20 protein-coding genes and 2 pseudogenes are annotated in these 25133 nt (G+C 73.1%); 14 read left to right on the top strand and 8 right to left on the bottom strand.

The window, feature by feature from the left end; translation table 11 throughout:
* Nucleotides 1–158: 158 nt before the first annotated feature.
* Entirely contained in the window at nucleotides 159–683 is a 525-nt protein-coding gene (locus tag ACFVFQ_RS09605; protein ID WP_383411448.1) for a DUF6879 family protein, read from the top strand.
* A gap of 76 nt (nucleotides 684–759) precedes the next feature.
* Here the strand turns inward: ACFVFQ_RS09605 and ACFVFQ_RS09600 are convergent, their stop codons facing one another.
* Complete coding sequence (locus ACFVFQ_RS09600) at nucleotides 760–2034, bottom strand: amidohydrolase family protein (RefSeq protein WP_383411553.1); 1275 nt, start codon at nucleotides 2032–2034, stop codon at nucleotides 760–762.
* Between the two features lie 698 nt (nucleotides 2035–2732).
* Between ACFVFQ_RS09600 and ACFVFQ_RS09595 the strand changes: the two genes are divergently transcribed.
* The 6 genes and pseudogenes from ACFVFQ_RS09595 to ACFVFQ_RS09570 form a co-directional block, all read left to right on the top strand.
* Nucleotides 2733–5672 carry a BTAD domain-containing putative transcriptional regulator gene (locus ACFVFQ_RS09595; protein WP_383411445.1) on the top strand — a complete coding sequence of 980 codons (2940 nt, stop codon included), beginning with the start codon at nucleotides 2733–2735 and terminating at the stop codon, nucleotides 5670–5672.
* Between the two features lie 213 nt (nucleotides 5673–5885).
* Entirely contained in the window at nucleotides 5886–6182 is a 297-nt protein-coding gene (locus tag ACFVFQ_RS09590) for a hypothetical protein (protein ID WP_383411443.1), read from the top strand.
* Nucleotides 6183–6440: 258 nt separating this feature from the next.
* The gene (locus ACFVFQ_RS09585; RefSeq protein WP_383411440.1) at nucleotides 6441–6662 is read left to right on the top strand and encodes a hypothetical protein; all 222 of its coding nucleotides are present in this window, start codon (nucleotides 6441–6443) and stop codon (nucleotides 6660–6662) included.
* A gap of 245 nt (nucleotides 6663–6907) precedes the next feature.
* Nucleotides 6908–8527, top strand: coding sequence for a class I adenylate-forming enzyme family protein (locus tag ACFVFQ_RS09580; protein ID WP_383411438.1), 1620 nt, complete (start codon nucleotides 6908–6910; stop codon nucleotides 8525–8527).
* Nucleotides 8528–8763: 236 nt separating this feature from the next.
* Nucleotides 8764–9031: pseudogene (locus ACFVFQ_RS09575) on the top strand (maleylpyruvate isomerase N-terminal domain-containing protein); the annotation flags it as partial.
* Nucleotides 9032–9206: 175 nt separating this feature from the next.
* Nucleotides 9207–9620: pseudogene (locus tag ACFVFQ_RS09570) on the top strand (TIGR03086 family metal-binding protein); the annotation flags it as partial.
* Between the two features lie 6 nt (nucleotides 9621–9626).
* Here ACFVFQ_RS09570 and ACFVFQ_RS09565 read toward each other — a convergent pair.
* A complete protein-coding gene (locus tag ACFVFQ_RS09565; RefSeq protein ID WP_383411435.1) occupies nucleotides 9627–11255 on the bottom strand; it encodes a FadD3 family acyl-CoA ligase in 1629 nt (542 codons plus the stop codon).
* 114 nt (nucleotides 11256–11369) lie between these two features.
* Here ACFVFQ_RS09565 and ACFVFQ_RS09560 point away from each other — a divergent pair, with 114 nt between their 5' ends.
* From ACFVFQ_RS09560 to ACFVFQ_RS09550, 3 genes are all read left to right on the top strand, one after another.
* Nucleotides 11370–12521, top strand: a complete 1152-nt coding sequence (locus ACFVFQ_RS09560) for a lipid-transfer protein (RefSeq protein ID WP_383411432.1) — start codon at nucleotides 11370–11372, stop codon at nucleotides 12519–12521.
* Nucleotides 12522–12665: 144 nt separating this feature from the next.
* On the top strand, nucleotides 12666–13160 hold the full coding sequence (locus ACFVFQ_RS09555; RefSeq protein WP_383411550.1) for a Zn-ribbon domain-containing OB-fold protein: 495 nt from the start codon (nucleotides 12666–12668) through the stop codon (nucleotides 13158–13160).
* Nucleotides 13157–13945, top strand: coding sequence for an enoyl-CoA hydratase/isomerase family protein (locus tag ACFVFQ_RS09550; RefSeq protein WP_383411429.1), 789 nt, complete (start codon nucleotides 13157–13159; stop codon nucleotides 13943–13945). The genes ACFVFQ_RS09555 and ACFVFQ_RS09550 overlap by 4 nt, the downstream gene beginning before the upstream one ends.
* Before the next feature lie 30 nt (nucleotides 13946–13975).
* Here the strand turns inward: ACFVFQ_RS09550 and ACFVFQ_RS09545 are convergent, their stop codons facing one another.
* On the bottom strand, nucleotides 13976–14560 hold the full coding sequence (locus ACFVFQ_RS09545) for a hypothetical protein (RefSeq protein ID WP_383411427.1): 585 nt from the start codon (nucleotides 14558–14560) through the stop codon (nucleotides 13976–13978).
* A gap of 216 nt (nucleotides 14561–14776) precedes the next feature.
* Between ACFVFQ_RS09545 and ACFVFQ_RS09540 the strand changes: the two genes are divergently transcribed.
* The gene (locus tag ACFVFQ_RS09540) at nucleotides 14777–15487 is read left to right on the top strand and encodes a hypothetical protein (protein ID WP_383411425.1); all 711 of its coding nucleotides are present in this window, start codon (nucleotides 14777–14779) and stop codon (nucleotides 15485–15487) included.
* A 22-nt stretch (nucleotides 15488–15509) separates the two neighbouring features.
* Here the strand turns inward: ACFVFQ_RS09540 and ACFVFQ_RS09535 are convergent, their stop codons facing one another.
* Entirely contained in the window at nucleotides 15510–18011 is a 2502-nt protein-coding gene (locus tag ACFVFQ_RS09535; RefSeq protein WP_383411422.1) for a PQQ-binding-like beta-propeller repeat protein, read from the bottom strand.
* An 823-nt stretch (nucleotides 18012–18834) separates the two neighbouring features.
* On the opposite strand from ACFVFQ_RS09535, the gene ACFVFQ_RS09530 reads away from it, so the two are divergent.
* The gene (locus tag ACFVFQ_RS09530; protein ID WP_383411419.1) at nucleotides 18835–19482 is read left to right on the top strand and encodes a TetR family transcriptional regulator; all 648 of its coding nucleotides are present in this window, start codon (nucleotides 18835–18837) and stop codon (nucleotides 19480–19482) included.
* Nucleotides 19483–19777: 295 nt separating this feature from the next.
* Here the strand turns inward: ACFVFQ_RS09530 and ACFVFQ_RS09525 are convergent, their stop codons facing one another.
* On the bottom strand, nucleotides 19778–20248 hold the full coding sequence (locus ACFVFQ_RS09525) for a nitroreductase family deazaflavin-dependent oxidoreductase (RefSeq protein ID WP_383411416.1): 471 nt from the start codon (nucleotides 20246–20248) through the stop codon (nucleotides 19778–19780).
* Nucleotides 20248–21528 (bottom strand): acyl-CoA dehydrogenase family protein, encoded by a 1281-nt coding sequence (locus ACFVFQ_RS09520; protein WP_383411413.1) that lies wholly within the window; start codon nucleotides 21526–21528, stop codon nucleotides 20248–20250. The genes ACFVFQ_RS09525 and ACFVFQ_RS09520 overlap by 1 nt, the downstream gene beginning before the upstream one ends.
* Before the next feature lie 199 nt (nucleotides 21529–21727).
* Here ACFVFQ_RS09520 and ACFVFQ_RS09515 point away from each other — a divergent pair, with 199 nt between their 5' ends.
* Nucleotides 21728–22918, top strand: coding sequence for an acetyl-CoA acetyltransferase (locus ACFVFQ_RS09515; RefSeq protein WP_383411410.1), 1191 nt, complete (start codon nucleotides 21728–21730; stop codon nucleotides 22916–22918).
* Nucleotides 22919–23055: 137 nt separating this feature from the next.
* A complete protein-coding gene (locus ACFVFQ_RS09510; protein WP_383411408.1) occupies nucleotides 23056–23811 on the top strand; it encodes a pyridoxal 5'-phosphate synthase in 756 nt (251 codons plus the stop codon).
* Between the two features lie 24 nt (nucleotides 23812–23835).
* Here the strand turns inward: ACFVFQ_RS09510 and ACFVFQ_RS09505 are convergent, their stop codons facing one another.
* Together ACFVFQ_RS09505 and ACFVFQ_RS09500 are read right to left on the bottom strand one after the other, a co-directional pair.
* On the bottom strand, nucleotides 23836–24324 hold the full coding sequence (locus tag ACFVFQ_RS09505) for a GNAT family N-acetyltransferase (protein ID WP_383411405.1): 489 nt from the start codon (nucleotides 24322–24324) through the stop codon (nucleotides 23836–23838).
* A 105-nt stretch (nucleotides 24325–24429) separates the two neighbouring features.
* Nucleotides 24430–24864: a Zn-ribbon domain-containing OB-fold protein gene (locus ACFVFQ_RS09500; RefSeq protein WP_383411402.1), complete on the bottom strand. Its 435-nt coding sequence runs from the start codon at nucleotides 24862–24864 to the stop codon at nucleotides 24430–24432.
* Nucleotides 24865–25133: the final 269 nt, after the last annotated feature.

Here is a 25133-nt window from a genome sequence, read left to right as displayed (position 1 = left end):
TGGACCCGTCCGCCTGCCCGTCCGCGTCGGGCGGACGGACTCCGCGCCCGATGGCTCCCGCGCCTCCGAGGAATGTCGGTCTCCGCTGGACATCCATGGGTACGAAGACGGCGTGGAAACTCCGAAGCGCACGGTCCAGTTCTTCCTGGAGGTCAAGGGTGCCGAACTCCCCCACGCTTAAGGATCTGTTGGCGTCGACCAAGCACTCCGCCGTTCACCTGGAGATGCGGGACGGGTACATGGAGTCCGACCCGAGTTTCCTCGCTTGGAAGGAGGGAAAGCGTCATCTCCCAGAGGACAACGACCCGGAACAGCGCCCCTGGCTCAGGTGGGTTCGGGAGGCGACGGACCGAGGAGTCGCGATCCGGAGGGCGAGGGTGTTCTCGGTGCCGGAATCGGACTACATCCGCTTCGAACACCATGTATCCGACGCCAACGTGAGGGCCGGCGAACAGATCGGCTGGCTCTCTCGCCGCCGGGCAACCGACATCGCGTTCCCCGGCAATGACTTCTGGGTCTTCGACAACGAACTCGTCGTGATTCTGCACTTCACCGGGGACGGGGAAAGCCCGGACGACTGGATGGAGTTGAGTACCGAACCGGCCGTCCGGGATCTGTGCGTCAGCGCCTTTGAAGCAGTATGGGAGCGCGCCGTCCCACACGCGGAATACCGTCCCGGCTGACGTCACCCCACGACGCCCCGTGCGCAATCCCCCTTCCTTCCCGTCCGGGTGACCCGTCGCGCACTCGGCCAACGGCTCACCGGTGGCTTCCCACCCCCGGCCCCCAAAGCCCCTCCCCCGTCAGCCCCAGCAGTTCGATCGCGTTGCCGCGGACGATGCGGGTGATGGTGTCGGGGGGCAGGTGGGACATCTGGGTCTCGGCCACCTGGCGGGAGGTGGGCCAGGTGGAGTCCGAGTGCGGGTAGTCGGTCTCGTAGAGGACGTTGCCGACGCCGATGGCGTCGAGGTTCTTGAGGCCGAAGGCGTCGTCGAAGAAGCAGCCGTAGACGTGGTCGGCGAAGAGTTCGGAGGGCGGGCGGAGGACCTTGTCGGCGACGCCGCCCCAGGCGCGGTTCTCCTCCCAGACGACGTCCGCGCGTTCCAGGATGTACGGGATCCAACCGATCTGTCCCTCGGCGTACATGATCTTCAGGTGGGGGAAGCGGTCGAACTTGCCGCTCAGCAGCCAGTCGACCATCGAGAAGCAGCAGTTGGCGAAGGTGATCGTGGAGCCGACGGCCGGCGGGGCGTCCGCGGAGGTGGAGGGCATCTTCGAGGACGAGCCGATGTGCATGGCGATGACCGTGCCGGTCTCGTCGCAGGCGCGCAGGAACGGGTCCCAGTAGTCGGTGTGGATGCTGGGCAGCCCCAGGTGGGGCGGGATCTCGCTGAAGCAGACGGCGCGGACGCCGCGGGCGGCGTTGCGGCGCACCTCCTCGGCGGCCAACTCCGCGTCCCACAGGGGGATGAGGGTGAGCGGTATCAGCCGGCCGCCGGCCTGTGGGCCGCACCACTCCTCCACCATCCAGTCGTTGTACGCGCGCACCCCCAGCAGCGCCAGCTCGCGGTCCTTGGCCTCGGTGAAGGTCTGGCCGCAGAAACGGGGGAAGGTGGGGAAGCACAGGGCGGACTGGACGTGGTTGAGGTCCATGTCGGCGAGTCGGTCGGGGACCGAGTACGAGCCCGGGCGCATCTGCTCGTAGGTGATGCCCTCCAGTTTGATCTCGTCGCGGGAGTAGCCGACGGCGGTGTCCAGGCGGGTCAGCGGGCGGTGCAGGTCCTCGTAGATCCACCAGTCGGTCAGCGGGCCGTCGTCACCAGGGGCGCCCATCTTGGGGGCGAACTTGCCGCCGACGAAGGTCACTTCGGTCAGCGGTGCGCGGACGATGCGGGGGCCGGTGTCGTGGTACTTCGACGGGAGCCGGTCCCGCCAGACGTCGGGGGGCTCCACGGTGTGGTCGTCGACCGAAATGATCCTGGGGATGGGGGTGTTGGTCTCCACGGGGTTGGTCGCTACGGGGTTTGTCTCCATGGGGTTGGTCTCCATGGGCGTTACGGTAGCGCCGATCTGACGGATCGTCAGTAAGTGGATTCGGAGTACGGGGATGAGGACGGGGATGCGGAGGGCGCGGCCGGGGCGGCGGGGCCGGAGAGGGCGGGACGACGGAGGGCGACCGGTGGCCAAGCCGGGGCCCGCGCACGAGAACCAACCGGTCCGCCCGTGCGTGTACGCACCCGGGCGACTCGTTGACGGGACCCGATCGGTCCGCAGAGGAACCCGATCGGTCCGCAGAGGAAGGGGAGCCTCCCGGGGCCCCTCCCCGGCGCCCCCGGAATCCTCCGGAGCCCCCCGGGAGAAACAAACCAGCCAGTCGGGGATGGGGTCCAAGGGCCGGGGTAGAGGGGCCACGGGCAGTGGGTCGTTGCACCGGGCACGGGTCGGACGGCCGAGCGGCGAGGGGGCGGACGGGTGGCAGCCACTGCGAACACCGGGGCCGAGCTGGGAATTTGCCACGGGAGGGGCGCGACGGGAGAAACCGGAAGGTTTCCCTCCAGGTTCACGCCGAGCGACCGTGCCGCGCCGGGGGAACCGCACGAGGAGGCTTTGTGCACGCTCCGGACCCCTACTGACGTAACGGGTCGCGACAAGGCAGACTGACCGTTGCGCACGAGGTAAAGGCGCGAGGGGCCATGACAACGCGGACGGACGGGACACGGCAGGGGGACACCATGGACGACGGTCCGGGACAGGTGCGGGAGCGGCTCCGCTTCACCGTGCTCGGTCCCGTGCGGGCCTGGCGTGGCGGGTCGCCGCTCGCGGTGGGTTCGCCGCAGCAGCGCGCCCTGCTCGCCGCGCTGTTGCTGCGCGGCGGGCGGACCGCCACCGCGGCCGAGCTCGTCGACGCCCTGTGGGGCGACGAACCGCCGCACGCCGCGCTCGCCGCGCTGCGCACCTACGCCTCCCGGCTCCGCAAGGCGCTCGGCGACGACGCGGAGGCGCTGGCCAGCGAGTCCGGCGGCTACGCCCTGCGGCCGGTGAACGGCACGCCCCTGGACCTCGACCACGACACCGCCGAGCAGTACGCCGCCGACGCCGAGAAGGCCAAGGCCGCCGGGGACCGCGACCGGGCCCGCGAACTGCTCGACGCCGCCCTGGACTTGTGGGACGGCGAGCCGCTCGCCGGCGTCCCCGGCCCGTACGCCGAGAACCAGCGCACCCGCCTCCAGGAGTGGCGGCTCTCGCTCACCGAGCACCGCCTCGACCTCGACCTGGAGGCCGGCTACCACGCCGAGGCGGTCTCCGAACTCACCGCGCTGACCGCCGCGCACCCGCTGCGCGAGCGGCTGCGGGAGCTGTTGATGCTGGCGCTGTACCGCAGCGGCCGGCAGGCCGAGGCGCTCGCGGTCTACGCCGACACCCGCAAACTCCTCGCCGACGAGCTGGGCGTGGACCCCCGCGCCTCGCTCTCCGAGCTCCACCAGCGCATCCTCCAGGCCGACACCGAACTCGACGCCCCGGTGCCCACCGGCGGACCGGATGCGCTGGAGGCCACCCTGGTGCGCCCGCGCCAGCTCCCGGCCACCGTCGCCGACTTCACCGGCCGCACCGCGTTCGTCCGGGAGCTCAGCGACCAGTTGGCGACGGCGGACGGCAGCGTGATGGCGGTCTCGGCGGTCGCCGGCATCGGCGGCGTCGGCAAGACCACGCTCGCGGTGCACGTCGCGCACGCCGCGCGGGAGCACTTCCCGGACGGGCAGCTCTACGTGGACCTCCAGGGCGCCGGGCACACGCCGGCCGAACCGGAGGCGGTGCTCGGCGCGTTCCTGCGCGCCCTGGGCACGGCCGACTCGGCCATCCCCGACGGCCTGGAGGAGCGCTCCGCCCTCTTCCGCTCCACGCTTGCCGGCCGGCGCGTCCTGGCCCTGCTGGACAACGCCCGGGACGCCGCGCAGGTCCGGCCGCTGCTGCCGGGCACCGCGGGCTGCGCGGCGCTGATCACCAGCCGCTCGCGGATGATCGACCTGGCCTCGGCCCATCTGGTCGACCTCGACGTGATGAGCCCGGAGGAGGCGCTGACGCTCTTCACCCGCATCGTGGGCGAGGAGCGGGTCACCTCCGAACGGCAGGCCGCCATGGCCGTCGTCGGCGCCTGCGGCTTCCTCCCGCTGGCCATCCGCATCGCCGCCTCCCGCCTGGCCGCCCGCCGCACCTGGACGGTCTCCACGCTCGCCAGCAAGCTGGCCGACGAGCGCCGCCGGCTGGACGAACTCCGCGCCGGCGACCTGGCGGTGAAGGCCACCTTCGAACTGGGCTACAAGCAACTGGAGCCCGCCCAGGCCCGCGCCTTCCGCCTCCTGGGCCTGGCCGACGGCCCGGACATCTCTTTGATGGCGGCGGCCGCCGTGCTTGATCTGAACGCGGACGCCACCGAGGAGATCCTCGAATCGCTCGTCGACACCTCCCTGTTGGAGTCCGCGGCGCCAGGCCGCTACCGCTTCCACGATCTGGTCCGCCTCTACGCCCGCGCCTGCGCCGAACGCGACGAACACCCGCCGTCCGAACGGGACGCGGCCCTGACGCGGCTGCTGGACTTCTATCTGGTGACGGCCTCCCGGATGTACGCGCTGGAGCGGCCGGGCGACCGGTTGATCGCGCACATGGAGCGCACCGACCACCCGGGGTTGGAATTCCCCGATCGTGCCTCGGCGTTGGAATGGCTGTTCAGCGAGGCGGGATGCATCCTGGCCTGCGCTCGGCAGTGCCAGACCCCGGCGACGCTGCGCCGCGCGGCCGACCTGCTGCTGCTCACCAAGGACCTGGCCGAGTCCGGCGCCGACGCGCTCCAATACGAGCAGGCGAACACCACCGTCCTGGCCGCCGCCCGCGAGGTGGGCGACCAGCACGCGCAGGCCCGCATCCACACCGCGCTCGCCTACGTCCGGACCCTCTCGGGTCGATTGGAGGACGCCGACGAGAACGCCAAGTCCGCGATGCTCCTCGGGCTGGCGGCTGGAGACGCCTTCTCCTCCTCGTACGCCCCCAACGACCGCGGCATCATCGCCAATGCGCAGCGCCGCCACGACGATGCCGAGGCGTATCTGTTGCAGGCCCTGGCGGCCTTCCGCGACGACGAGAACCGGCAGTCCGAGGCCAGCGCCCTGTGCAACCTCTCCCGCGTGCACCTGGACACCGGCCGGGTGGACAGTGCCATCAGCCTGGCGGAGGAGGGCATCGCGATCTACCACCAGCTCGGGGCCCAACGCCGCCTCGCCAACGGTATGTACGCGCTCGCGCTCGCCTACACCCAGGCCGGACTGCTGTCCGAGGCCACCGACCAACTGACCGCCGCCCTGCGCATCTTCCAGGACAGCCGTCAGCGGTTCTGGGAGGGCATGACCAACTTCCGGCTGGCCGAGGTGGACCTCGCGGCCGGTTGCCCCACCGCCGCCGCCAACCGCGCCGAGCAGGCGCTGACCGCGCTGAGGGGAATCGGCGGGGAGCCCTGGCGGGCCAGTGCCCTGACCACGCTCGGTCGGGCGTTGAACGAGATCGGACACACCGGTCGGGCGCGCGTGTGCTGGCAGGAGGCCCTGACCATCTTCGAGCGCCTGGGCTCCGCGGAGAGCGCCACGGTCCGGGGCCTCCTCAGCCCCGCGACGGTCGGCTGACGCGCGTTTCACTCCTCGGCCCGGGCGTTTATCGATCGTTCATCGGCCCCCGCCACTCTTGTCAGTACCGATCCGCCGCCTCGGGGGGCAAGCGGCTCGGTGCCCAGGCCGCGCAGATATCGTGAGCGGCCATGTCACGCCCGTCCGGCGGCCAACGGGGGAGTCGCTGGGCGGGCGGGGCAGCCTTCAAGCGCCCATCAGGAGTTGATCGCAATGAGCACCGAGAACACTGTGCAGAATTCGGGGGAACGGGACGTCATCGCCCCGCGCGACAGTCACCAGCCCATCATCGCGCCCCGCGACAGTCACCAGCCCATCATCGGACCCGGCGTCACCCCACAGATCCGGAAACCGCGGGACCGGGACGTCGTCAAACCGATGGACAGTCACCAGCCCATCGCCGCCACGGACGCGACCGTTGAGGACGCTCCGGCGGACGAGCACGAGGCCGCCAAGGGCAAGGCCGTCACCACGGAGGACAGCCACCAGCCCGTCGGCGCGCCCAAGTAGACCCTTCCTGAGCCAACGGGGGACTCAGGGAGAAACGGGGGAAGCACAACCGGGGGGGATCCGGGGGATCGCAGGGACCGGTCTTCTGTGGCTTGGAGGGGAAGCCACAGGAAAGCCGGTCCCTGCGGCATTTTCCGCCCCCAGAGCAAAACCTGCACTATCCACCGGCTTTCCCGGACAACAGTCGAACATCTGCACACCGTAGGCGCTAGTTTGTTTCCGGGAACAGCAACGCCCCCATATTTCTGAGGAGTTGGAATGACCCGCACGAGAGAATTCCTGGCCGTCGCCGCCATCACCGCGGCCGCACTCGGCAGCGCGGCGGTGCCCGCCATGGCCGACAACCACATACCCAGCGCGCCGACCATCACCACCATCCAGGGCGCACACCGGCCCATGGCTCCGCAGGACAATCACATGCCGGTACCCTCTCAGCGGGTCCAGGTGCAGGTGACGCCGATGGACAACCACATGCCCTGATCGAGGGTCGCGCAGACGCCCCGCAGCACGACATCGCAGACGGGTCCGGGCAGTTGCCCGGACCCGTCCCCGTTGCCGAAGGCGGTGACGTTTCCATTCCGAAACGGTCGGCGCGGCCTCGGACGGGGCACAGCGCGCGAGCGCACACCGCACGCACAGCAACTCACCACCGTTATCTGACGCTTCGTCAGCTACGGTGCTAGAGTCGCGCGGCACACCCCGCCCACCGCCCCAGGAGGCGCGTCGTGTTCGAGGCCGACCGTATAGGCACGTTGTGGGAGCTGGTCGAGTACCGGGCCCGGGCCTCCGGGGACGTGCCGATGTTCCTCGACGAGGGCGACGGGGGCGGTGGGGGCGCCGTGACGTTCGGGGCGGTGCGGGACGCGGCGCTGCGGGCGGCGGCCGGGTTCCTGGCGCTGGGGATCGGGCCCGGGACGCGGGTGATGTGGCAGTTGCCCACCCGCGTCGACACCGTGGTCGCCTCGCTCGCGCTGGCCCGGCTCGGGGCCGTGCAGGCGCCGGTGATCCCGCAACTCCGCGCCCGTGAGGTCGGTTTCATCCTGCGCGACACGGCGGCCCGGTACGCGCTCGTGCCGGGGGTGTGGCGCGGGTTCGACCATGCGGCGATGGTGCGCGGGGCGGTCGGTGAGGGCGGTGGGGTGCGAGTGGTCTCGGTGGCGGACGGGCTTCCCGTGGGGGACCCGGGCGCGCTCCCGGAGCCACCGGACGCCGCCGACGACCGCACCCGGTGGATCTACTACACGTCCGGAACCACCGCCGCGCCCAAGGGAGTCGAGCACACCGACGCCTCGCTGATCGCCGGCGGGGTGGGGCTGGCCACCGCGCTGGGCATGACCTCCGACGACATCGGCTCGATCGCGTTCCCGTACGCGCACATCGCCGGCCCGGACTACGTCGTGGCGATGCTGGTCAGTGGATTCCCGGCGGTGGTGCTGGAGAGCTTCGACGCGGACCGGGCGGCCGAGGTCTACCGGCGCCACGGGGTGACCATGGCGGGCGGCAGCACCGCGTTCTACCAGGCGTTCCACGACGCGTCGCGGCGCCGCCGGGCGGCCGCACCCGACGCCACCGGACCGCTGATCCCGTCGCTGCGGCTGCTGTCCGGCGGCGGGGCGCCGCTGCCGCCCGAGCTGTACCGGGCGGCCGGGCGGGAGTTGGGGTGCGCGCTCGTGCACGGGTACGGGATGACCGAGTGCCCGATGATCGCGATGGGCACGCCGTACGACGCGGACGAGCAACTGGCGCACACCGTCGGCCGACCGGTGACGGGCGCCCGGATACGGATCGTCCGGCCCGACGGGAGCGAGGCCGCGCCCGGGGAGACCGGCGAGGTGACGGTGGCCGGGCCGATGCTCTTCCGCCGGTACACCGATCCCGCGCTGACTGCCGGGGCGTTCGGCCCGGACGGCGCGTTCCGCACCGGCGACCTGGGCCACCTGCGCGCCGACGGGCATCTGGTGCTCACCGGGCGGCTGAAGGACATCATCATCCGCAAGGGCGAGAACATCTCCGCGCAGGAGGTCGAGGACCTGGTGCACACCCACCCGGCGGTGGCGGAGGCGGCGGTGATCGGGCTGCCGGACCGGGAGCGGGGGGAGCGGGTGTGCGCGGTGGTGACGCTCAGGGGGGCGGCGGACGTCCCCGGGGCGACCGGCGGCACCGGTACCGGCGGGGCGCCGACGCTCACCCTGGCGGGACTCACCGCGCATCTGCGGGCGGCCGGGCTGATGGCCCAGAAGCTGCCGGAGCAACTGGAGATCACCGCGGAACTGCCGCGCGGGGGCCCGCTGAACAAGGTGCTGAAGACCGTGCTGCGGGAGCGGTACCGGCGCAGCGACGGGTAGCCGGGTCCCCCTTCGCCCGGGCGGCGCCCTATCCGCCCATCCGCCGGCGGCGCGGCGATGACTTTCCCGGGGCACCGCGGTCTTCACTGGTGCGGGGCGGACCGCCATGGCCCGCCCCACACCAGCGAAGACCATGAAGACCATGAAGACCGTGACGGCTGTGATGGCTGTGGAACCAGCGAAGCCGGTGGCGTCGGCCAACGGCCGGTGGATCCGGGCGAGAAGGGAGCCGGACGATGACGGACGCGGAGCGGAACGCGGCCCGGCAACCGGGGCAAGGGCCCGCGGCGGGCGCCCCGTTGATCGACCTCGCGGCGCAGGCCCGGGAGGTCGCACGGCTGGCCGCGGGCACGGCCGAGGAGCAGCTGACCGCGCCCACCCCGTGCAGCGCCTACGCCGTGCGGCACCTGCTCGGCCATCTGGTCGGGCTGGCCGCCGCGTTCCGGGACGCGGCGCGCAAGGAGCTGGGGCCGACCACCGACACGCCCCTAGGGTCTGTCCGATGGGTCAGGGTCGGGTAGGCCGCGGCGTCTGGTGCAGGGGGCACCTCCCAGCGGTAGCTGGGGGCGCATCGCAAGGCGCCAAAGCGGCCTGATAGCGGAGCTATTGGGACGGTTCGGCAACGCCGCGAGGTGCCGTGCCAGGCGTCGCGGCCCCGGCCATGACCCATCGGGCAGGCCCTGACGCGGCGCTGCCGGAGCTCGCCCCCGGGTGGCGCGCGGAACTGGCGGCCAACCTGGACGCGTTGGCGGCGGCCTGGCGCGCCCCGGCCGCCTGGGAGGGCGAGACGCGGGTGGGCGGCGTCACCCTGCCCGGGGCCGTCGCGGGCCGGTTCGCGCTGAACGAACTGGTCGTGCACGGCTGGGACTTGGCGCGCGCCACCGGCCAGGAGTACGCGCCCGACGGCCCGAGCCTGGACGTCTCGTACGCGCTGCTCGCGGCCACCGCCGCCGGCCCGGAGGGTGCATCGCCCTTCGGGGCCGCGGTCCCGGTGCCACAGGGCGCGCCGCTGCTGGACCGGGTGGTGGCGCTCAGCGGCCGGCGCCCGGACTGGACGCCCCCGCGGAACCCGCAGAACCCGCGCACCCCTTGACCTCCCTCACGCCCCCCGCCCCCGCCCCCGCAGCAACCCCTTCACCACCTTGCCGCTGGCGTTGCGCGGGAGGTCGGGGACGAACTCCACCTCCCTGGGGACCTTGTAGTTGGCCATCTCGCGGCGGGACCAGGCGATCAGGTCGTCGGCGGTGAGGCGGGAGCCGGGGCGGCGGACCGCGTACGCCTTGCCGACCTCGCCGAGGCGGCGGTCGGGGATGCCGACGACGGCGGCCTCGGTGATGTCCGGGTGGCGGGCGAGGAGTTGCTCTATCTCGGCGGGATAGGCGTTGAAGCCGCCGACGATGAACATGTCCTTGATCCGGTCGGTGATCCGGAGGTTGCCCTCCGCGTCGAGGACGCCGACGTCGCCGGTGCGCAGCCAGCCGTCGGGCGTCAGGACACGGGCGGTGGCGGCCGGGTCCTCGAAGTAGCCGGACATCACGTGGTAGCCGCGGACCAGGACCTCGCCGGGCTCGCCGGGCGGCTGCGGGCGGTCGGCGGCGTCCACGATCCGCACCTCGGTGCCCGGTATCGCGCGGCCCGAGGTCGCCGCGATCACCCCGGGCGGGTCGCCGCGGCGGCACATGGTGACCACGCCGGTGCTCTCCGACAGCCCGTAGGCGGTCAGGACGGTGGCCACCTTCAGCTCGTCGCGCAGCCGCTCCACCAGCTCCAGGGGGACGACGGCGGCGCCGGTGACGACCAGGCGCAGCGCCGAGAGGTCGTGCAGGGCGCGGTCGGGGTGGTCCAGTAGCTGCTGGTGGAGGGTGGGCGGGCCGGGGAGGACGGAGATCCGCTCGGCGGCGATGTTGGCGAGCGCGGTCTCCACGCTGAAGACCGGCTGCGGGACCATCGTCGCGCCGCGCAGCAGGCAGGCGAGGGCGCCGGCCTTGTAGCCGAAGGTGTGGAAGAAGGGGTTGACGATGAGGTAGCGGTCGCCCTCCTCCAGGCCGGCCAGTTCGCTCCAGACGTCGTAGGCGCGCAGGGTCTGACCGTGGGTGATCACGGCGCCCTTGGGGTGGCCGGTGGTGCCGGAGGTGAAGATGATGTCGGAGGGGTCGTCGGGGCCGAGGGCGTCGGCCCGGGCGCGGACCGTCGCGGGCTCCACCGCCGCGCCCTCGGCGAGGAAGGCGCGCCAGGTGGTGAAGTCGGCGGGGGCGTCCTCGGTGAGCACCACCACCCGCTCCAGGTGCGGCAGTCCGGGCAGCGGACCGCGCCCTTCGCCCCGCTCGGCGGCCCGGCGCAGCGAGGCGACGTAGGAGGTGCCGAGGAAGGTGCCGGTGACGAAGAGCAGCCGGGCGCGGGTGCGGCGCAGGATGTCGGCGGCCTCGGCGCCCTTGAAGCGGGTGTTGACCGGGACCAGGACGGCGCCGGAGGTCACCGCGCCGAGCGCGGCGACGATCCAGTCGAGGGTGTTGGGCGCCCAGACGGCGACCCGGTCGCCGCGGGTGACGCCGGCCGCGACGCAGGCCGCGGCGGCCCGCTCCACCCGCGCGCCCAACTCGGCGTAGCTCAGCCGGGTGCGGCCCTCGACGACGGCCTCCCGGGGGCCGTACCGGTCGGCGGCGGCGCGCACCAGGTGGGCCAGCGAGCCGTACGCCAGGTCCGCTCGCGCATCGAGCCGTTCGTCCATCGCGCTGCCTCCCGTGTGCTGCAAGGACCCGTACCGTCGCACTAGCTGACTGCCCGTCAGATTAGCGGTAGCCTCCTCCGCTGTCAGCAGTGACCGCCGACCACGGAGGTGGCGATGGGGGCGACCCTCAAGGACGCTACGGCGATCGTCGGTATCGGACAGACACCCTTTGCCAAACGACTCCCGGAATCCGAGAAGAGTTTGGCGTGCCGGTCGATCATCGCCGCCCTGGACGACGCCGGCATCGCACCCTCCGAGGTGGACGCCTTCGCCTCGTACACCATGGAGGAGACCGACGAGGTCGAGATCGCCAAGTCCATCGGTGCCGGCGACGTCACCCACTTCTCCAAGGTCGGCTATGGCGGCGGCGGTTCCTGCGCGACGGTGGCACACCTGGCCGCCGCCATCGCCACCGGGCAGGCCAGCGTCGGCGTCGCCTGGCGGTCCCGCAAGCGCGGCTCGGGACCGCGCCCGTGGACCAACACCCGCGCCCAACTGCCCACGCCGGGACAGTGGACCCGCCCCTTCGGGCTGCTCCGCCCCGCCGACGAGATCGGCCTGCTGGCCCGGCGCTATATGCACGAATACGGCGCCACCCGCGACCACTTCTTCAATGTCGCACTCGCCTGCCGCAACCGCGCCAACCAGAACCCGGCCGCGATGATGTACGACCGCCCGCTGACCCGCGAGATGTACATGACCGCGCGCTGGATCAGCGAACCGCTCTGCCTCTTCGACAACTGCCTGGAGACCGACGGGGCGTTGGCCTGTGTCGTGGTCGCCGCCGAGCGCGCCCGCGACTGCCGCCAGCGGCCCGTCTACATCCACGCCGCCGCCCAGGGGCTGCCCGCCCAGCACCACGGCATGGTCAACTACTGGAACGACGACCCGCTCACCGGCCCGGCCTGGACCGCCGCCCGCCACCTGTGGAAGGGCGCCGACCTGGGGCCGCAGGACGTCGATGTGGCGCAGATCTATGACGCGTTCACCCCCCTGATACCCCTCTCCCTGGAGGGCTACGGCTTCTGCGGACGCGGCGAGGGCGCGGCCTTCACCGAGGGCGGCGCCCTGGAGAGCGGCGGCCGCCTGCCCCTCAACACCGCCGGCGGCGGCCTCTCCGAGGCGTACGTCCACGGCTTCAACCTCATCACCGAGGGCGTCCGGCAACTGCGCGGCACCAGCACCGCGCAGGTCCCGGGCGCCGCCACCTGCCTCGTCACCGCGGGCGAGGGCGTGCCCACCTCCGCGCTGTTGCTGAGGAGTTGAGAACCGATGCGTGCAGACCGCACCCCGCGCTCCACCGCCGCCGGGACCGACCCCACGACCACCCGGCGCTCCGCGCCCCACGACGACTCCGCGACCACCCGCGACTCCATGACCGACCCCGCCTCCCTCACCGTCCGTGATTCCATGAACACAAGCGTGCCAGCCGCCACTGACAATCGGCCCCCCGATCTCGCCGACCCCACCACCGACCTGCTGCGCCCCGTCCCCGACGACGACGGCGCCCCGTTCTGGGAGTACGCCGCCCGCGGCGAACTCCGCGTCCAGACCTGCTCCGACTGCGACGAGCCGCGCTTCCCGCCCCGCCCCTGCTGCCCGCACTGCCAGTCGTTCACGGCCCACTGGCAGCGGATGTCCGGCCGCGGCCGGATCTGGTCCTACGTCGTGCCGCACCCGCCACTGCTGCCCGCCTACGCCGCACAGGCCCCCTACAACGCGATCGTCATCGAGCTCGCCGAGGCCCCCCGGATCCGCCTGGTGGGCAACCTCGTCACCGCCCCGGACGCCGCCCTGAACTCCGTCGACCCGGCCCGGCTGCGGATCGGCGCCCCGGTCCGGGTGGTCTTCCACACCCCACCCGGCGGCCCCACCCTCCCCCGCTGGGTCCTGGAGCGCCCATGACGCCCACCGGGCTCCGCACGGAGATCACCGACGGGGTCGCCCTGGTCACCCTGGACCGGCCCGCCCGCCACAACGCCCTCGACCTCGCCACCGCCGCCGAACTGATCGCCACCTGGCGGGAGTTCCGCTTCGACGACACCGTCCGGGCGGCCGTGCTCACCGGCGCCGGCGGCCGCGCCTTCTGCACCGGCATCGACCGCGCCGCCGAAGTGCCCCAGCCCGCCTCCCCGTTCTCCCTCGACGACCCGCTGCGCACCATCGGCCCGAAATCCAACGACCTGTGGAAACCGGTGCTCGCCGCGGTCGAGGGCATGGCCTGCGGCGGCGCCTTCTACCTGCTCGGCGAGGCGGAGTTCATCATCGCCGCCGAGGACGCCACCTTCTTCGACCCGCACACCACCTACGGGATGGTCAGCGCCTACGAGTCCGTCCTCATGGCGCAGCGGATGCCCTACGGGGAGAGCGCCCGGCTCGCCCTGATGGGCACCGCCGAACGGCTCGGCGCCCGGCGCGCCCACGCCGTCGGGCTGGTCTCCGAACTGACCGCGCCGGGCTCGGCGGTCGAGACCGCGCTGCGCCGCGCCGCGGTACTGGCCGCCCAACCCACCGAGGCCGTCCAGGGCACCGTCCGGGCCCTGTGGGCGGCCCAAGAGGCCACCCGCACCCAGGCGTTGGCGCACGCCCCGCAGCTGATCGCGCTCGGCAACCTGCCCCCGGAGCGCCAACGCGCCCTGTTCGCCAACCGTCCTCGCACCACCGGGGGCGACCCGCCGCCCGTCAGATGACCCGCCGGCCGCACCCGGCCGGCACCGGCCTCACATCTTGGTCTTGTGCGCCCGGGTGATCTGGCAGGTATACCAAAACGCCTGCCAAGAGGACTGGTTCAGCGTGTACGTGGCGGTGTACGTCTCGGTCGCGCCGGGCGCCACCGTGACGCTGCGCTGGTGCACCCCGTAGGACGTGCCGTCCGCCGGCCGGTCCTTCATCCAGTCGACCCGCATGTCGTAGGAGAACGTGCTGGTCGTCGACGGGTTGGTGAGGGAGACCGTGTAGCTGAACTGGCGCGTCGAGGCGGAGAAGTCGCAGCCGCTGCCGCGGATGTCGGACCGCCCGTCCGGGTCGAAGGTCTCCTCGGTCGGCGACGGCGAGTAGCTGTCGTAGCCGGGCGAGGTGTACGACGACGACGGCGTCGGGTTCGCCGGGTCGTAACTGGCGGACGGCGACGCCGTCGCCCAGTCCGGCAGCGGCGGCGGCTTGGGCCGGCCGAACGCACAGCCGCTGACGCCGGCGAGCGTGACCGCCGCCACCGCGGCGACGACGCCCGCCCTGATCCCCCTGCCGACCTGGTCCCGGCGGCCCCCGGTGATCCCGCCCGTACGCATACGCGTGCCCTGCGCCATGTCCTTCGCCCATCCCCCGTTGTGACGTTCCCACCGCGCCACCCCAGGGGTTGACGCGTGCACGGCACCCTAGCAAGTACCGGTGACGGCCCGTGCGGGCCCCTGAGCGGAGCCGGCCCGCAGGTGCGCCCGGCTTGCCTAGCGGGGGCCGACGGGCAGGCGTAGCGTCGGTCACGAGGACGAGACGACGGGACGAGTCGAAGCGAGGCGACGCCGGTGGTGCGCAACGTTCTCGGCTCCCTGATCGCCCTCATCGGAGCGACGGCCGCCGTCTGGAGCCCCTTCCGTCCCTGGTACGACGGCCGTCACGGCAGCGACGTCCGGATCGAGGACCTCTTCAACGGCCTCACGGACAACGGCGCCACGCTCTTCGGCTCCCTGGTGCTCCCGATGGTCGTCGCCGGACTGCTGACCCTGATCGGCGTGGCGCTGCGCTCCCGGTTGCTCGTCACCCTCGCCGGCCTGGTGGTCCTCGGCTTCACCATCTTGTGGATGGTCCGCCAAGGCCAGCGCGCGGGCGAACTCACCGCCGGCGCGCACGGACTGGGCGTCGGCGTCGCCAACGCCCTGGGCGGCGGCGCACTGCTGATCCTGGGCGCCCTGATCATGCGCGGGCGCGCCCGACGGGTGCCCCGCTACGAGGACGAGCCCCTGCGGCCGCCACCTCCTGAGCCCTGGGACCCGGGCCGCCCGGCCGCCCAGGAGTGGCACCCGGCACCGCACGACCCGCGGTCCACCACCCAGCCCCTCCGACCGCAGCCACCGACCCCGCCCGTTCAGTGGGGCCGCCAACTCCCGCCGGACCGCCCGGAACACGGCCCCACCGGGGGACAACAGGGGCCCCAGGGACCACCACCGCCCGCACCGCCACAACCGCCCCCACCACCGCCGGACGACCAAGGGCCGCCACCGAACGAGCCCCGGTGACGGCGCCCTGCGCCCCACCCGGCTACGGGCGCCGCGCCTGCCCCGTCCCCTTCGCGGCGTCCAGCGCATACACGCAACGGTCCTTGCTGCACGCGTAGACCACCCCGCCGACCGCCACCGGCGAACCGGTGATCTCGCCGCCGGTGGCCAGCTTCCAGCGCAGCTGCCCGCCCATCGCGTCGAGGGTGTAGAGGCAGTGGTCGGCCGACCCGAAGTGCACCCGGCCCTCGGCGACGACCGGGGAGCCCACGATGTCGGCGCCCGCCTGGAAGCGCCAACGCGGGGTGCCAGTCACCGCGTCGAGGGTGTAGAGGGCCTTGCCGCTGCCCAGGTGGACGGCGCCCTGCGCGACCAGGACGGGGGCCGTGGACTGGCGGGCCTCGGTGGCGATCCGCCAGCGGTCCCGGCCGTCCGCCGCATCGAGGGCGTAGACCGTGCCGAGGTAGTCGGCCAGATAGATCCCGCCGCCGGCGACGGCCGGTCCGGGCGCGAAGGCCGGCGGGCTCAGGAAGACCGCGGGCGCCTCGAAGTGCCAACGGACGTCACCGCGGGCCGCGTCGAAGGCGAGCACCCGGGTGCCGGCGACGACGTACACCGAGCCGTCCGGCGCGGGCAGCACCCGCATCGGGACGCCGCCGCAGGACGCCGCGTCCCCCACCGGGTACGACCAGAGTTCGGCGCCGGTGCGTGCCTGGAGCGCCTTCAGCCGGGCGTCGGCCCAGACGTAGACCGTGCCGTCGTGCACCACCGGCGCGGCCTCGGGATTCTCGAAGTCGCTCTGGACGCCGGTCAGTTCCCACAACAGCTCGCCGCTGGCGGCCTCCCGCGCCTGCACGCCGCCACCGCGGGTGCTGGTGACGACGGTGCCGCGGTCGGCGGCCAGCGCATAGATCCACGCCTCGCTGCTCAGCCGCCAGCGCTCGCCGCCGTCCTCGGCGTCGAGGGCGTAGAGGGTGGGGCCGTCGGAGGCGTGGATCCGGCCGTCGGCGACCGCCATCGCCCAGGCGACGTCGCGGGTCTTGAACTTCCGCCGCCCGCTGGCCACATCGAGGGCGTGCACCTCGAACGACGTGACGTAGAGCAGCTCGTCGGCAACGACCGGGGTGCCCCAGACGTCGTTGGACATCCGGAACCGCCAGGGGCGCCAGCGACCCGGCTCGGCGGGCGGGGCCTCCGGCGGGGCGGAGTGGGTGGCCTCACCCTGGCCGGCGCCGCCGGCCGCGCCCTGCTGCGGTACGCCGGGGGCGCCGGACGGGGGCCGGACCCAGTTCGTCCCGGCGGCGGCCTGCCCGCGCGGCTGCGGGGCCTCGGCGGCCCGGGGCCCGGGCCCTATCGGGGCGTGCGAGCCACCGAGTCGTACGGGACCGCCGTCGGGGGCGGGCGGGGCGGCCACCGGGGCCGGCGCGGCGCCGTGCGCGGGCTGCGGCACCGGGGCGGCGCCGCGGGGGTCGGCGGCGCGGTGCGCACCGGGGCCGGCGCCGATCCGCCCGGGCCAGCCGTCGGCGGGCCGGCCGGCCTCGGCGTGCTGCGGCGGGGCCGGTGGCAGGGGCGGGGCCGCGGGCTCCTGGAGGCCGGCGCCGCGGGGCACGGCGGCGGCCCGCGGGGTGCTCGGCGCGACCGCGCCCCGGCCGCCGCCGCGGCGCCGCTCGATGAGCGCCACGGCGCCGGGCGGCAACCAGGCCGACGCGGTGCCGCTGTCGTCCCCGCCGGAGCTGAACAGATGCGGCGCCAACTGGGACTGGAGATCGGCCGGGGACGGCCGGTGGGCCGCCTCCATCTGCATACAGGACTCCATCAACGGCCGCAGCTCGTCCGGCAACCCGACCAGGTCGGGGCCTTCCCTCAGCAGCATGAAGACCGTCTCGACCGGGTTGGCACCGTGGAACGGGGCGTGCCCGGTGGCGGCGAAGACCAGGGTGGAGCCGAGCGAGAAGACGTCGCTGGCGCCGGTGACGCTGCGGGAGTCGCGGGCCTGCTCCGGCGACATGTAGGCCGGGGTGCCGACGGCGACATTGGTCATCGTCAGCCGGGTGTTGGACACCCCGGAGGCGATGCCGAAGTCGATGACCCGGGGGCCGTCCTCGACCACCAGGACGTTCGACGGCTTCAGGTCGCGGTGGACCAGGCCGGCACCGTGGATGGACTGGAGCGCCTCCGCGATGCCGGCGGCCAGCCACCGCACTGCCTGGGCCGGCAGCGGGCCGCACTCATTGACTATCTCCTCCAGGGAGGGCGCGGGGACGTACGCCGTCGCCAACCAGGGCACCGCAGCCCGGGGATCGGCGTCGACGACGGCCGCGGTGTAGAAGCCGCTGACCGCGCGGGCCGCCTCTACCTCGCGGGTGAACCGGACCCGGAACAGCTGGTCCTCGGCGAGCTCGGAACGGACCGTCTTGATGGCCACCCGCCGGCCGGACGCCGACCGCGCCAGATAGACCAGGCCCATGCCACCGGCCCCGAGACGGCCGAGGACCTCGAACGGGCCGATCCGCCGGGGATCGTGCTGCGTCAGCTGCTCCACCACTTGCCTGCCACCTCCCCGTGGGGCATAAATCGAGACTCTCCACACCGACGAGTCGCCGAGAGCCACTGCCCCGCGCAGCGTCTCCCCCGCCTACGGCAAGGACTGTCGAAACGGCCGTACGCACCCTGATTCTTCCTGGCCGGGCCGGCGGTTGCGAACCCGGGGCCTGTCGGCCGTGTCACGACTCACCCCCTGCGATACGCAACAAGGCCATTACCCGGCGTATTCCACCCCGCCCTGACGTGCTCCGATACGTCCGGCTCTGGCGATTACCGATCGGTTGTGCCGCGAGCGAAGGAACGCGGCCGCGGAATATCCACCGTTCATCGCCCCATCCGGACGGCCGGATTCCGTGCCGGGGGTCGCCCCACCACCCCCACCGATCCCCTTGCCCCCGGCGGATATCCGGGCCGACGGCCCGTCCGCCGTGGCCGAAACCATCCCTTTTCCCCGCTTGCCTGTCCGCCCGCATCGCTGCGCATGCCTTCCCCCGTGCCACCCCGGCGTCAATGGATCAATTCTGCGTCGCCCAGGGCGATTTCGGGTCCAGGACACCGCGTGTGGCGCACGGATTGCCGCGTCCCGACCGCCACGCACCCGTCGTCCCCATGACGCCCCGTCGACCGACCCGTCATCCACCGCGGTTGTCCACAGGGTGTTGATAACAACATTCACCGGATCGGACCAATGAACGCCCGCCCGGCACCACCGGCGATCGGGCCCGCAACCAGGGCGGCAGCGGGCTTTGTGCACCCCGAACTCCCCCGTCCCCATTTGCAGGCAGCCAAATCGCGCTCCGATCACCCCTCGGTAAGCTGACGGCATGACAGGACAAGTTCGAACCGTCGACGGCAGAGTTGCCGGCCGCCGCGGACAGGCGACGCGGCAAAAGCTCCTCGACTGCCTCAGCGAAATGCTCAGTTCGTCCCCCTATCGGGACGTCAAAGTCATCGATGTGGCCCGAAAAGCGGGCACTTCCCCCGCGACGTTCTACCAGTACTTCCCGGACGTTGAAGGCGCGGTCCTCGAAATCGCCGAAGAGATGGCGAAAGAGGGCGCGAGCCTGACCGATCTGGTCGCCGGACGCTCGTGGGTGGGCAAGTCCGGTTGGCAGGCGGCCGAGGAACTGGTCGACGGCTTCCTCTCCTTCTGGCGCAAGCACGACGCGATCCTGCGCGTCATCGACCTGGGCGCCGCCGAGGGCGACAAGCGATTCTACAAGATCCGCATGAAGATCCTCAACGCGGTCACCAACTCCCTTACGGAGTCGATCCAGGAGCTCCAGAGCAAGAACAAGGTCGACAAGGACGTGAGCGCCGCGGCGATGGCCGGTTCCATCGTTGCCATGCTCGCGGCGGTCGCCGGCCACCAGAAGGGCTTCCAGAGCTGGGGCGTCAAGCAGGCCGAGCTCAAGCCCAACCTGGCGCTGCTGGTGCACTTCGGCATCACCGGCAAGAAGCCCACCAAGTAGCCGGCCGGCCCGCCGGGCGCTCGGGCCCCAAGGGTCCGCGCCGGGACCGCCGCACCACCGGGCTCGCCGCACCGCCGGCACCACCGAGCCGGGCGCAGCGCAACGACGCCGCGCCGCTGCCGCCGGGGAAGCCTCGCCTTCCCCATGTCCCGGTATTTCCGGGGCAGTTCGCCTCCGTCCTGTGTCCGTCCTGCCATAGCTGTGAACGCCCGCGCGGCGGGTGCCGCGCCCCTTTACCGGGGCGGTAGGCGCCCGTTGGGCGGGCGTTTCGGTGCCGCCCCCAGTTCCCGTGCGGTCAGCGCCGGTCCAACCGGAACAGTCGGATCTCCCGTTCCACCCGCGCCTGATACGCCGCGTACGGCGGCCAGAACGCCAGCGCCGCCCGCCAGGCCCGCTCCCGCTCCGCCCCGGTCAGCAGCCGGGCCCGCACCGGGATGTCCCGGCCCCGCCAACTCACCTCCGCCTCCGGGTTCTTGCGCAGGTTCGCGGTCCAGGCCGGGTGCCCCGGCCGGCCGAAGTTGCTGCCGACCAGCAGCCAACCGCCGTCGTCCTGCGGCACGCAGGACAGCGGGGTGCGCCGCGGCAGTCCGCTGCGGGCGCCGGTGGTGGTGAGCACGACGCCGGGCAGCATCCGGGTGCTGAGCAGCGTCTTCCCGCCGGACAGCCGGTGGACGGCGCGGTCCAGCGCCGGGACGAGGTGCGGTGCGAGCCGCGCGAACGCCCGGGTCGAGGAGAGCTTCTGCACCAGGTGCACACCGCGGCCCATCAGGCACCGACCGCCGCTCGCGCGCCCGGTTCGGCGAGGGCGTCCGCGCCCGTCCCGTATTCCCCGGCTCCGAACAGGCCCGCCTGTTCCGCCGCCCGGGCCCGTAGCCGGTGCACCGGACCCCACAACAGCTCGTCGCAGGCCGCCCGTTTGAAGTAGAGGTGCGCGGCGTGCTCCCAGGTGAAGCCGATGCCGCCGTGTAGTTGCACGGCCTCGGCGGCCACCGCGCGCAGCGTCGACAGCCCCTGGGCCAGCGCCAGCGCCCCCGCCCCGGGCTCGGGCCGCCCGCCACCCGCCGCCCAGGCCGCGTAGTACGCCGCCGAACGGGCCGCCTGCACCTCGACGTAGAGATCGGCGAGCCGGTGCTGCACGGCCTGGAACGCACCGATCGGCCGGCCGAATTGGGTCCGCTCCTTGACGTAGTCGACCGTACGGGACAGCGCCGCGTCGGCCGCGCCGACCGCCTCCGCCGCCAGGCACGCGGCCGCCGTCGCCCCCGTCGCGGCCAGCGCCGCGGACACCGCGTCCGCGGCGCCGTCCTCGCCGGGCGGTTCCTCGCCCAACAACTCGGCCGGCACGTCCCGGAGTTCGACGCGGGCCTGCGGCCGGGTCTCGTCCATCGCGGTCTGCCGGGTCCGCAGCAGCCCCGGCGTCGCCGCGCCGTCCGCCCCCTTCGCCCGTACGACGAAGAGCAGGGTGCGACTGCGGGCGAAGCCGCCGGTGTGCGCGGCGACCACCAGCACGTCCGCGGTGTGCCCGTCGAGGACCTGCGCGGCCTCCCCGTAGAGCCGCCATCCGGAGCCCGCCCGTCGCGCCTGGATGCCGCCGGCCCGGCCGCCACCGGCCCAGTCGCCGTCGTTGGGCCCGGTGAGCGCCAGCGCGGTGGCCAACTGCCCGCCCGGTACGACGAGGGTGGCGGTCAACTCGCCGGCGGCCAGGGCCGGTAGCAGCTCCGTGCGGCACCGCTCCCCGCCCAGCGCCAGGAGCAGCGGGGCGGCCAGCACGGCGGTGCCGACCAGTGGCGCGGGAAGCACGGCGCGGCCGGTCTCCTCGCAGGCCAGGGCGAGTTCGGTGGGCCCGCAGCCGGCGCCGCCGTACGCGGTGGGCAGGGCGAGGCCGGGCAGTCCGAGCTGCCGGGCGAGGCGCCGCCACAGCTCCTCGTCGTAGCCCGCCGGGGTGCGGACCGCCGCCTTGACCTCGTCCGGGCCGCAGCGCTTGCGCAGCAGTGCGCGCAGGGTGCGGCGGATCTCGTCCTGCTCCTCGGTGAATGCGGCATCCATCGGCGGGCTCCTCCCGACCGTGCGACGAGCATGCATGCGATCTGACGGAGCGTCATATTAGGGCTGGGGGGCGGAGTTTCCTAGAGAGCGGGGGTGGACGGTGGCACCCCCTCTCCTCGCCTTCGAGTGACGGCCGTTCGATCGTCGCGCCGCACGCTCACCCTGCCCACTCTCGCCTATCTGATGTACCGTCAGATTCATGTCGCTGACGTCAGAGGCCCCGCTCCGCAACCGCAAAGTCGCCGTCGCCGGAGTCGCGTTGGCGGACTGCGGACGGGTGGACGAGGCCACCCCGTACGCCCTGCATGCGCAGGCCGCCCGGCGGGCCCTCGCCGACTCCGGGCTCGACCGGTCGCTGATCGACGGCTTCGCCTCGGCCGGGCTCGGCACCCTCGCGCCCGTCGAGGTCGCGGAGTACCTGGGGCTGCGTCCCACCTGGGTGGACTCCACCTCGGTGGGCGGCGCCACCTGGGAGGTGATGGCCGCGCACGCCGCCGACGCGATCGCGGCCGGGCACGCGAACGCCGTCCTGCTGGTCTACGGCTCCACCGCCCGCGCCGACATCAAGGCCCGGCGCCGCACCGCCAACCTGTCCTTCGGCGCCCGCGGCCCGCTCCAGTTCGAGGCCCCTTACGGGCACACCCTGATCGCCAAGTACGCCATGGCCGCCCGTCGCCATCAGCACCAGTACGGGACGACCCTGGAGCAGCTGGCCCAGGTAGCCGTCCAGGCACGGGCGAACGCGGCCACCAACCCGGACGCCATGTACCGCGAGCCGGTCACCGTGGACGAGGTGCTGTCCGGGCCGATGATCGCCGACCCGTTCACCAAGCTGCACTGCTGCATCCGCTCCGACGGCGGCTGCGCGGTGCTGCTCGTCGCCGAGGACTACATGGCCGACCTCGCCAAACCCCCGGTCTGGGTGCTCGGTTCGGGCACCGCCGTCTCGCACACCACCATGTCGGAGTGGGACGACTTCACCGTCTCCCCGGCCGCCGTCTCCGGTCGGCTCGCCTTCGCGCGCGCCGGCGTGCGGCCCGCGGAGATCGACCTCGCGGAGATCTACGACGCCTTCACCTATATGACCCTGGTGACGCTGGAGGACCTCGGCTTCTGCGCCAAGGGGGAGGGTGGGGCGTTCGTCGAGGACGGGCGGCTGCTGCGGGACGGTGCGTTGCCGGTCAACACCGACGGCGGTGGGCTGGCCGCCTGCCATCCCGGGATGCGGGGGCTGTTCCTGCTGGTCGAGGCGGTGCGGCAGCTCCGCGGCGAGGCCGGCCCTGGCCGGCAGGTCCACAAGGCGGGCGGTGCGCCGCCGCGGCTCGCGGTCGCGTCCGGGACCGGCGGGTGGTTCTGCTCGTCGGGGACGGTGGTGCTGGGGCGAGGGTAGGCCGGTGGTGCTTGTGCGGGGCGGGGGCGGGGGCGGGCGACTGCGGTTCGGGCGTCGGTAGCCCCTAGGGGCTACCCGGCCTGCCATCTACCCGGCCTGCGGTTCGGGGCGTGGGGGCCGCGCGTAGGCTGCCCGGCATGGCCGCACACATGGATCACCGCGCCGGTGGGGGCGCTCTGGAACCCGACGACTCCCAAGGCGCCGGCTTCTCCCCCGGCCCCCGCGCCGACGACGAGGCCCGGGCCTTTCGGGCGTTGTTGTGCGGACTGCGGGTCTGGGAGGGCGAGTTGCCGTCGTTCGCGGCGGAGCGGGCGCCCGCCGAGCCGCTGCCGCTGTTCCGGCAGTGGCTGCGGGAGGCCGCCGAGGCCGGCGTCCCGGAGCCGCACACCATGTCCCTGGCCACGGCGGACGCGGCCGGCGACCCGTCCGTGCGCATCGTGATGCTGCACGACGCCGACGAACGCGGCTGGCACTTCGGCACCCACCGCGACAGCCGCAAGGGCCGCGAGCTGGCCGCCCGTCCGCGGGCCGCGCTCGCCTTCTACTGGGCGGCGGTCGGCCGTCAGGTGCGGATCCGGGGCACGGTGGCCGCGGCCGGGCCACAGGAGAGCGCGGCCGATCTGCACCACCGCTCCACGGGCGCGCTGGCCGCCGCCCTGGTGGGCCGACAGAGCCAGGTGCTCGGCTCCGCCGAGGAGTTGGCGCGCGCAGCGGACGCCGCCTGGGAGCGCGCCCGCCGCGAACCGGACGCGCCGGTCCCGAGCTGGACGCTGTACGTACTGGACGCCGACGAGGTCGAGTTCTTCCAGGGCGATCAGCACCGGCGCCAGCATGTGCGGCTCAACTACCGGCGCTCCGGCGGGGTTTGGGAGCGGGAGCTGCTCTGGCCGTAGGCGTAGGGCAGCGCCGGAGCGGTCTCACAACGGCTGGTACATGATGTGCAGCCCCACGTAGCCCTCGGTGGGGTGATGGAAGCCCTCGGGGATGGTGGTCATGATCCGGAAGCCGAGGGACTGCCAGAGGGCGACCGCACCGGTGTTGCTCTCCACGACCGCGTTGAACTGCATGCCCCGGTAACCCTCGGTGCGGGCCCAGGCCAGTGCGTGCTCACCCAGGGCCCGTGCGGTGCCGCGCCGGCGGTACCGTGGGTCGACCATGAAACTGGCGCCGGCGATGTGCGCACCGTTGCCCGTCTGGTTGGGGTTCATCTTGGCCGAGCCGAGCACCGTCCCGGAGTCGTCGACGGCGACGACCGTGCGACCGGGCGGCCGGAGCATCCAGAGCTCGCGGGCCGTCGGCTCGTCGATGTCCTGGGGGTAGGTGTAGGTCTCGCCGACCTGTACGACGGACCGGAAGAAGGGCCAGATCGCGGGCCAGTCGGCCGCGTTCGCGTCTCGGATCAGCACCGGGACACCTTCTCCGAGACGCGGGGCGGACCACCACTCAATTAATGTGGGCCGCCACTCGATTACCGGGTCGCCCGGCCCCTCCTCTCGCTCTCCTCGCTCCCCTCACGGCGCGGGCCGGAAGACCGGTATCGCGTAACCGCCGTCCCCCGCTCCGTCCGGTCGCGGCTCGGTGCGGAAGTGCACCGTGAGCGGCATCCCGATCCGCAGGTCCGGCTCCGCGCAGTCCGTCACCTCGGTCATCATCCGGGGCCCCTCGGCGAGTTCGACCACGGCCGCGACGTAGGGGACGCGGCCGCCGAAGGGCGGGAGGTCGTTGCGGTGCACGACGGACCAGGTGTAGAGGGTGGCGCGGCCGGTGGCCGGCTCCCAGGTGACGTCGTCGCTCCAGCAGCGCGGGCAGAACTCGCGCGGGTAGTGGTGCACCGCCCTGCACCCCTCGACCCGGCACCGGCGCAGCAGCAGCCGCCCTTCGGCCGCCGCGTCCCAGTACGTCCGGGTGAAGGCGTCCGCCTCCGGCAGATCGAACCGTGCCGTCATTCGCCCACCTCTGTCGAGATCCCGTTACGCACGCCCGTCTGATTCTGACGGTACGTCAATTCAACGCATGGGCGGACGCGTCCACAAGGGGGGAGCGCCGGGCGGCGGGCCCCCGCCCCGGAACCAGCGCCTCCGCCCGTGCGCATCACGTTTCCCGCGCACACCCATTCCTGACAGAGCGTCAGTTCAGTAATCTGACTGAGCGTCAGCTAGCGATTGGCCGCTGCCGAGCGCGGTGCGGCGCGCAGTCCACGAGAGCCGTCACACAG

Origin of the sequence: Streptomyces sp. NPDC057743, from assembly GCF_042798755.1 — a bacterium.
Classification (GTDB): Bacteria; Actinomycetota; Actinomycetes; order Streptomycetales; family Streptomycetaceae; genus Streptomyces.
Note: the sequence above shows the minus strand (reverse complement) of the source record. Positions and strands in the feature narration are given on the sequence as shown.

Coding starts and splice junctions, on each gene's coding strand:
- ACFVFQ_RS09600 (WP_383411553.1), bottom strand. CDS start 2,034: ATGGAGACAAACCCCGTAGCGACCAACCCCGTGGAGACCAACACCCCC.
- ACFVFQ_RS09595 (WP_383411445.1), top strand. CDS start 2,733: ATGGACGACGGTCCGGGACAGGTGCGGGAGCGGCTCCGCTTCACCGTG.
- ACFVFQ_RS09590 (WP_383411443.1), top strand. CDS start 5,886: ATGAGCACCGAGAACACTGTGCAGAATTCGGGGGAACGGGACGTCATC.
- ACFVFQ_RS09585 (WP_383411440.1), top strand. CDS start 6,441: ATGACCCGCACGAGAGAATTCCTGGCCGTCGCCGCCATCACCGCGGCC.
- ACFVFQ_RS09565 (WP_383411435.1), bottom strand. CDS start 11,255: ATGGACGAACGGCTCGATGCGCGAGCGGACCTGGCGTACGGCTCGCTG.
- ACFVFQ_RS09560 (WP_383411432.1), top strand. CDS start 11,370: ATGGGGGCGACCCTCAAGGACGCTACGGCGATCGTCGGTATCGGACAG.
- ACFVFQ_RS09555 (WP_383411550.1), top strand. CDS start 12,666: ATGAACACAAGCGTGCCAGCCGCCACTGACAATCGGCCCCCCGATCTC.
- ACFVFQ_RS09550 (WP_383411429.1), top strand. CDS start 13,157: ATGACGCCCACCGGGCTCCGCACGGAGATCACCGACGGGGTCGCCCTG.
- ACFVFQ_RS09545 (WP_383411427.1), bottom strand. CDS start 14,560: ATGGCGCAGGGCACGCGTATGCGTACGGGCGGGATCACCGGGGGCCGC.
- ACFVFQ_RS09530 (WP_383411419.1), top strand. CDS start 18,835: ATGACAGGACAAGTTCGAACCGTCGACGGCAGAGTTGCCGGCCGCCGC.
- ACFVFQ_RS09525 (WP_383411416.1), bottom strand. CDS start 20,248: ATGGGCCGCGGTGTGCACCTGGTGCAGAAGCTCTCCTCGACCCGGGCG.
- ACFVFQ_RS09520 (WP_383411413.1), bottom strand. CDS start 21,528: ATGGATGCCGCATTCACCGAGGAGCAGGACGAGATCCGCCGCACCCTG.
- ACFVFQ_RS09515 (WP_383411410.1), top strand. CDS start 21,728: ATGTCGCTGACGTCAGAGGCCCCGCTCCGCAACCGCAAAGTCGCCGTC.
- ACFVFQ_RS09510 (WP_383411408.1), top strand. CDS start 23,056: ATGGCCGCACACATGGATCACCGCGCCGGTGGGGGCGCTCTGGAACCC.
- ACFVFQ_RS09500 (WP_383411402.1), bottom strand. CDS start 24,864: ATGACGGCACGGTTCGATCTGCCGGAGGCGGACGCCTTCACCCGGACG.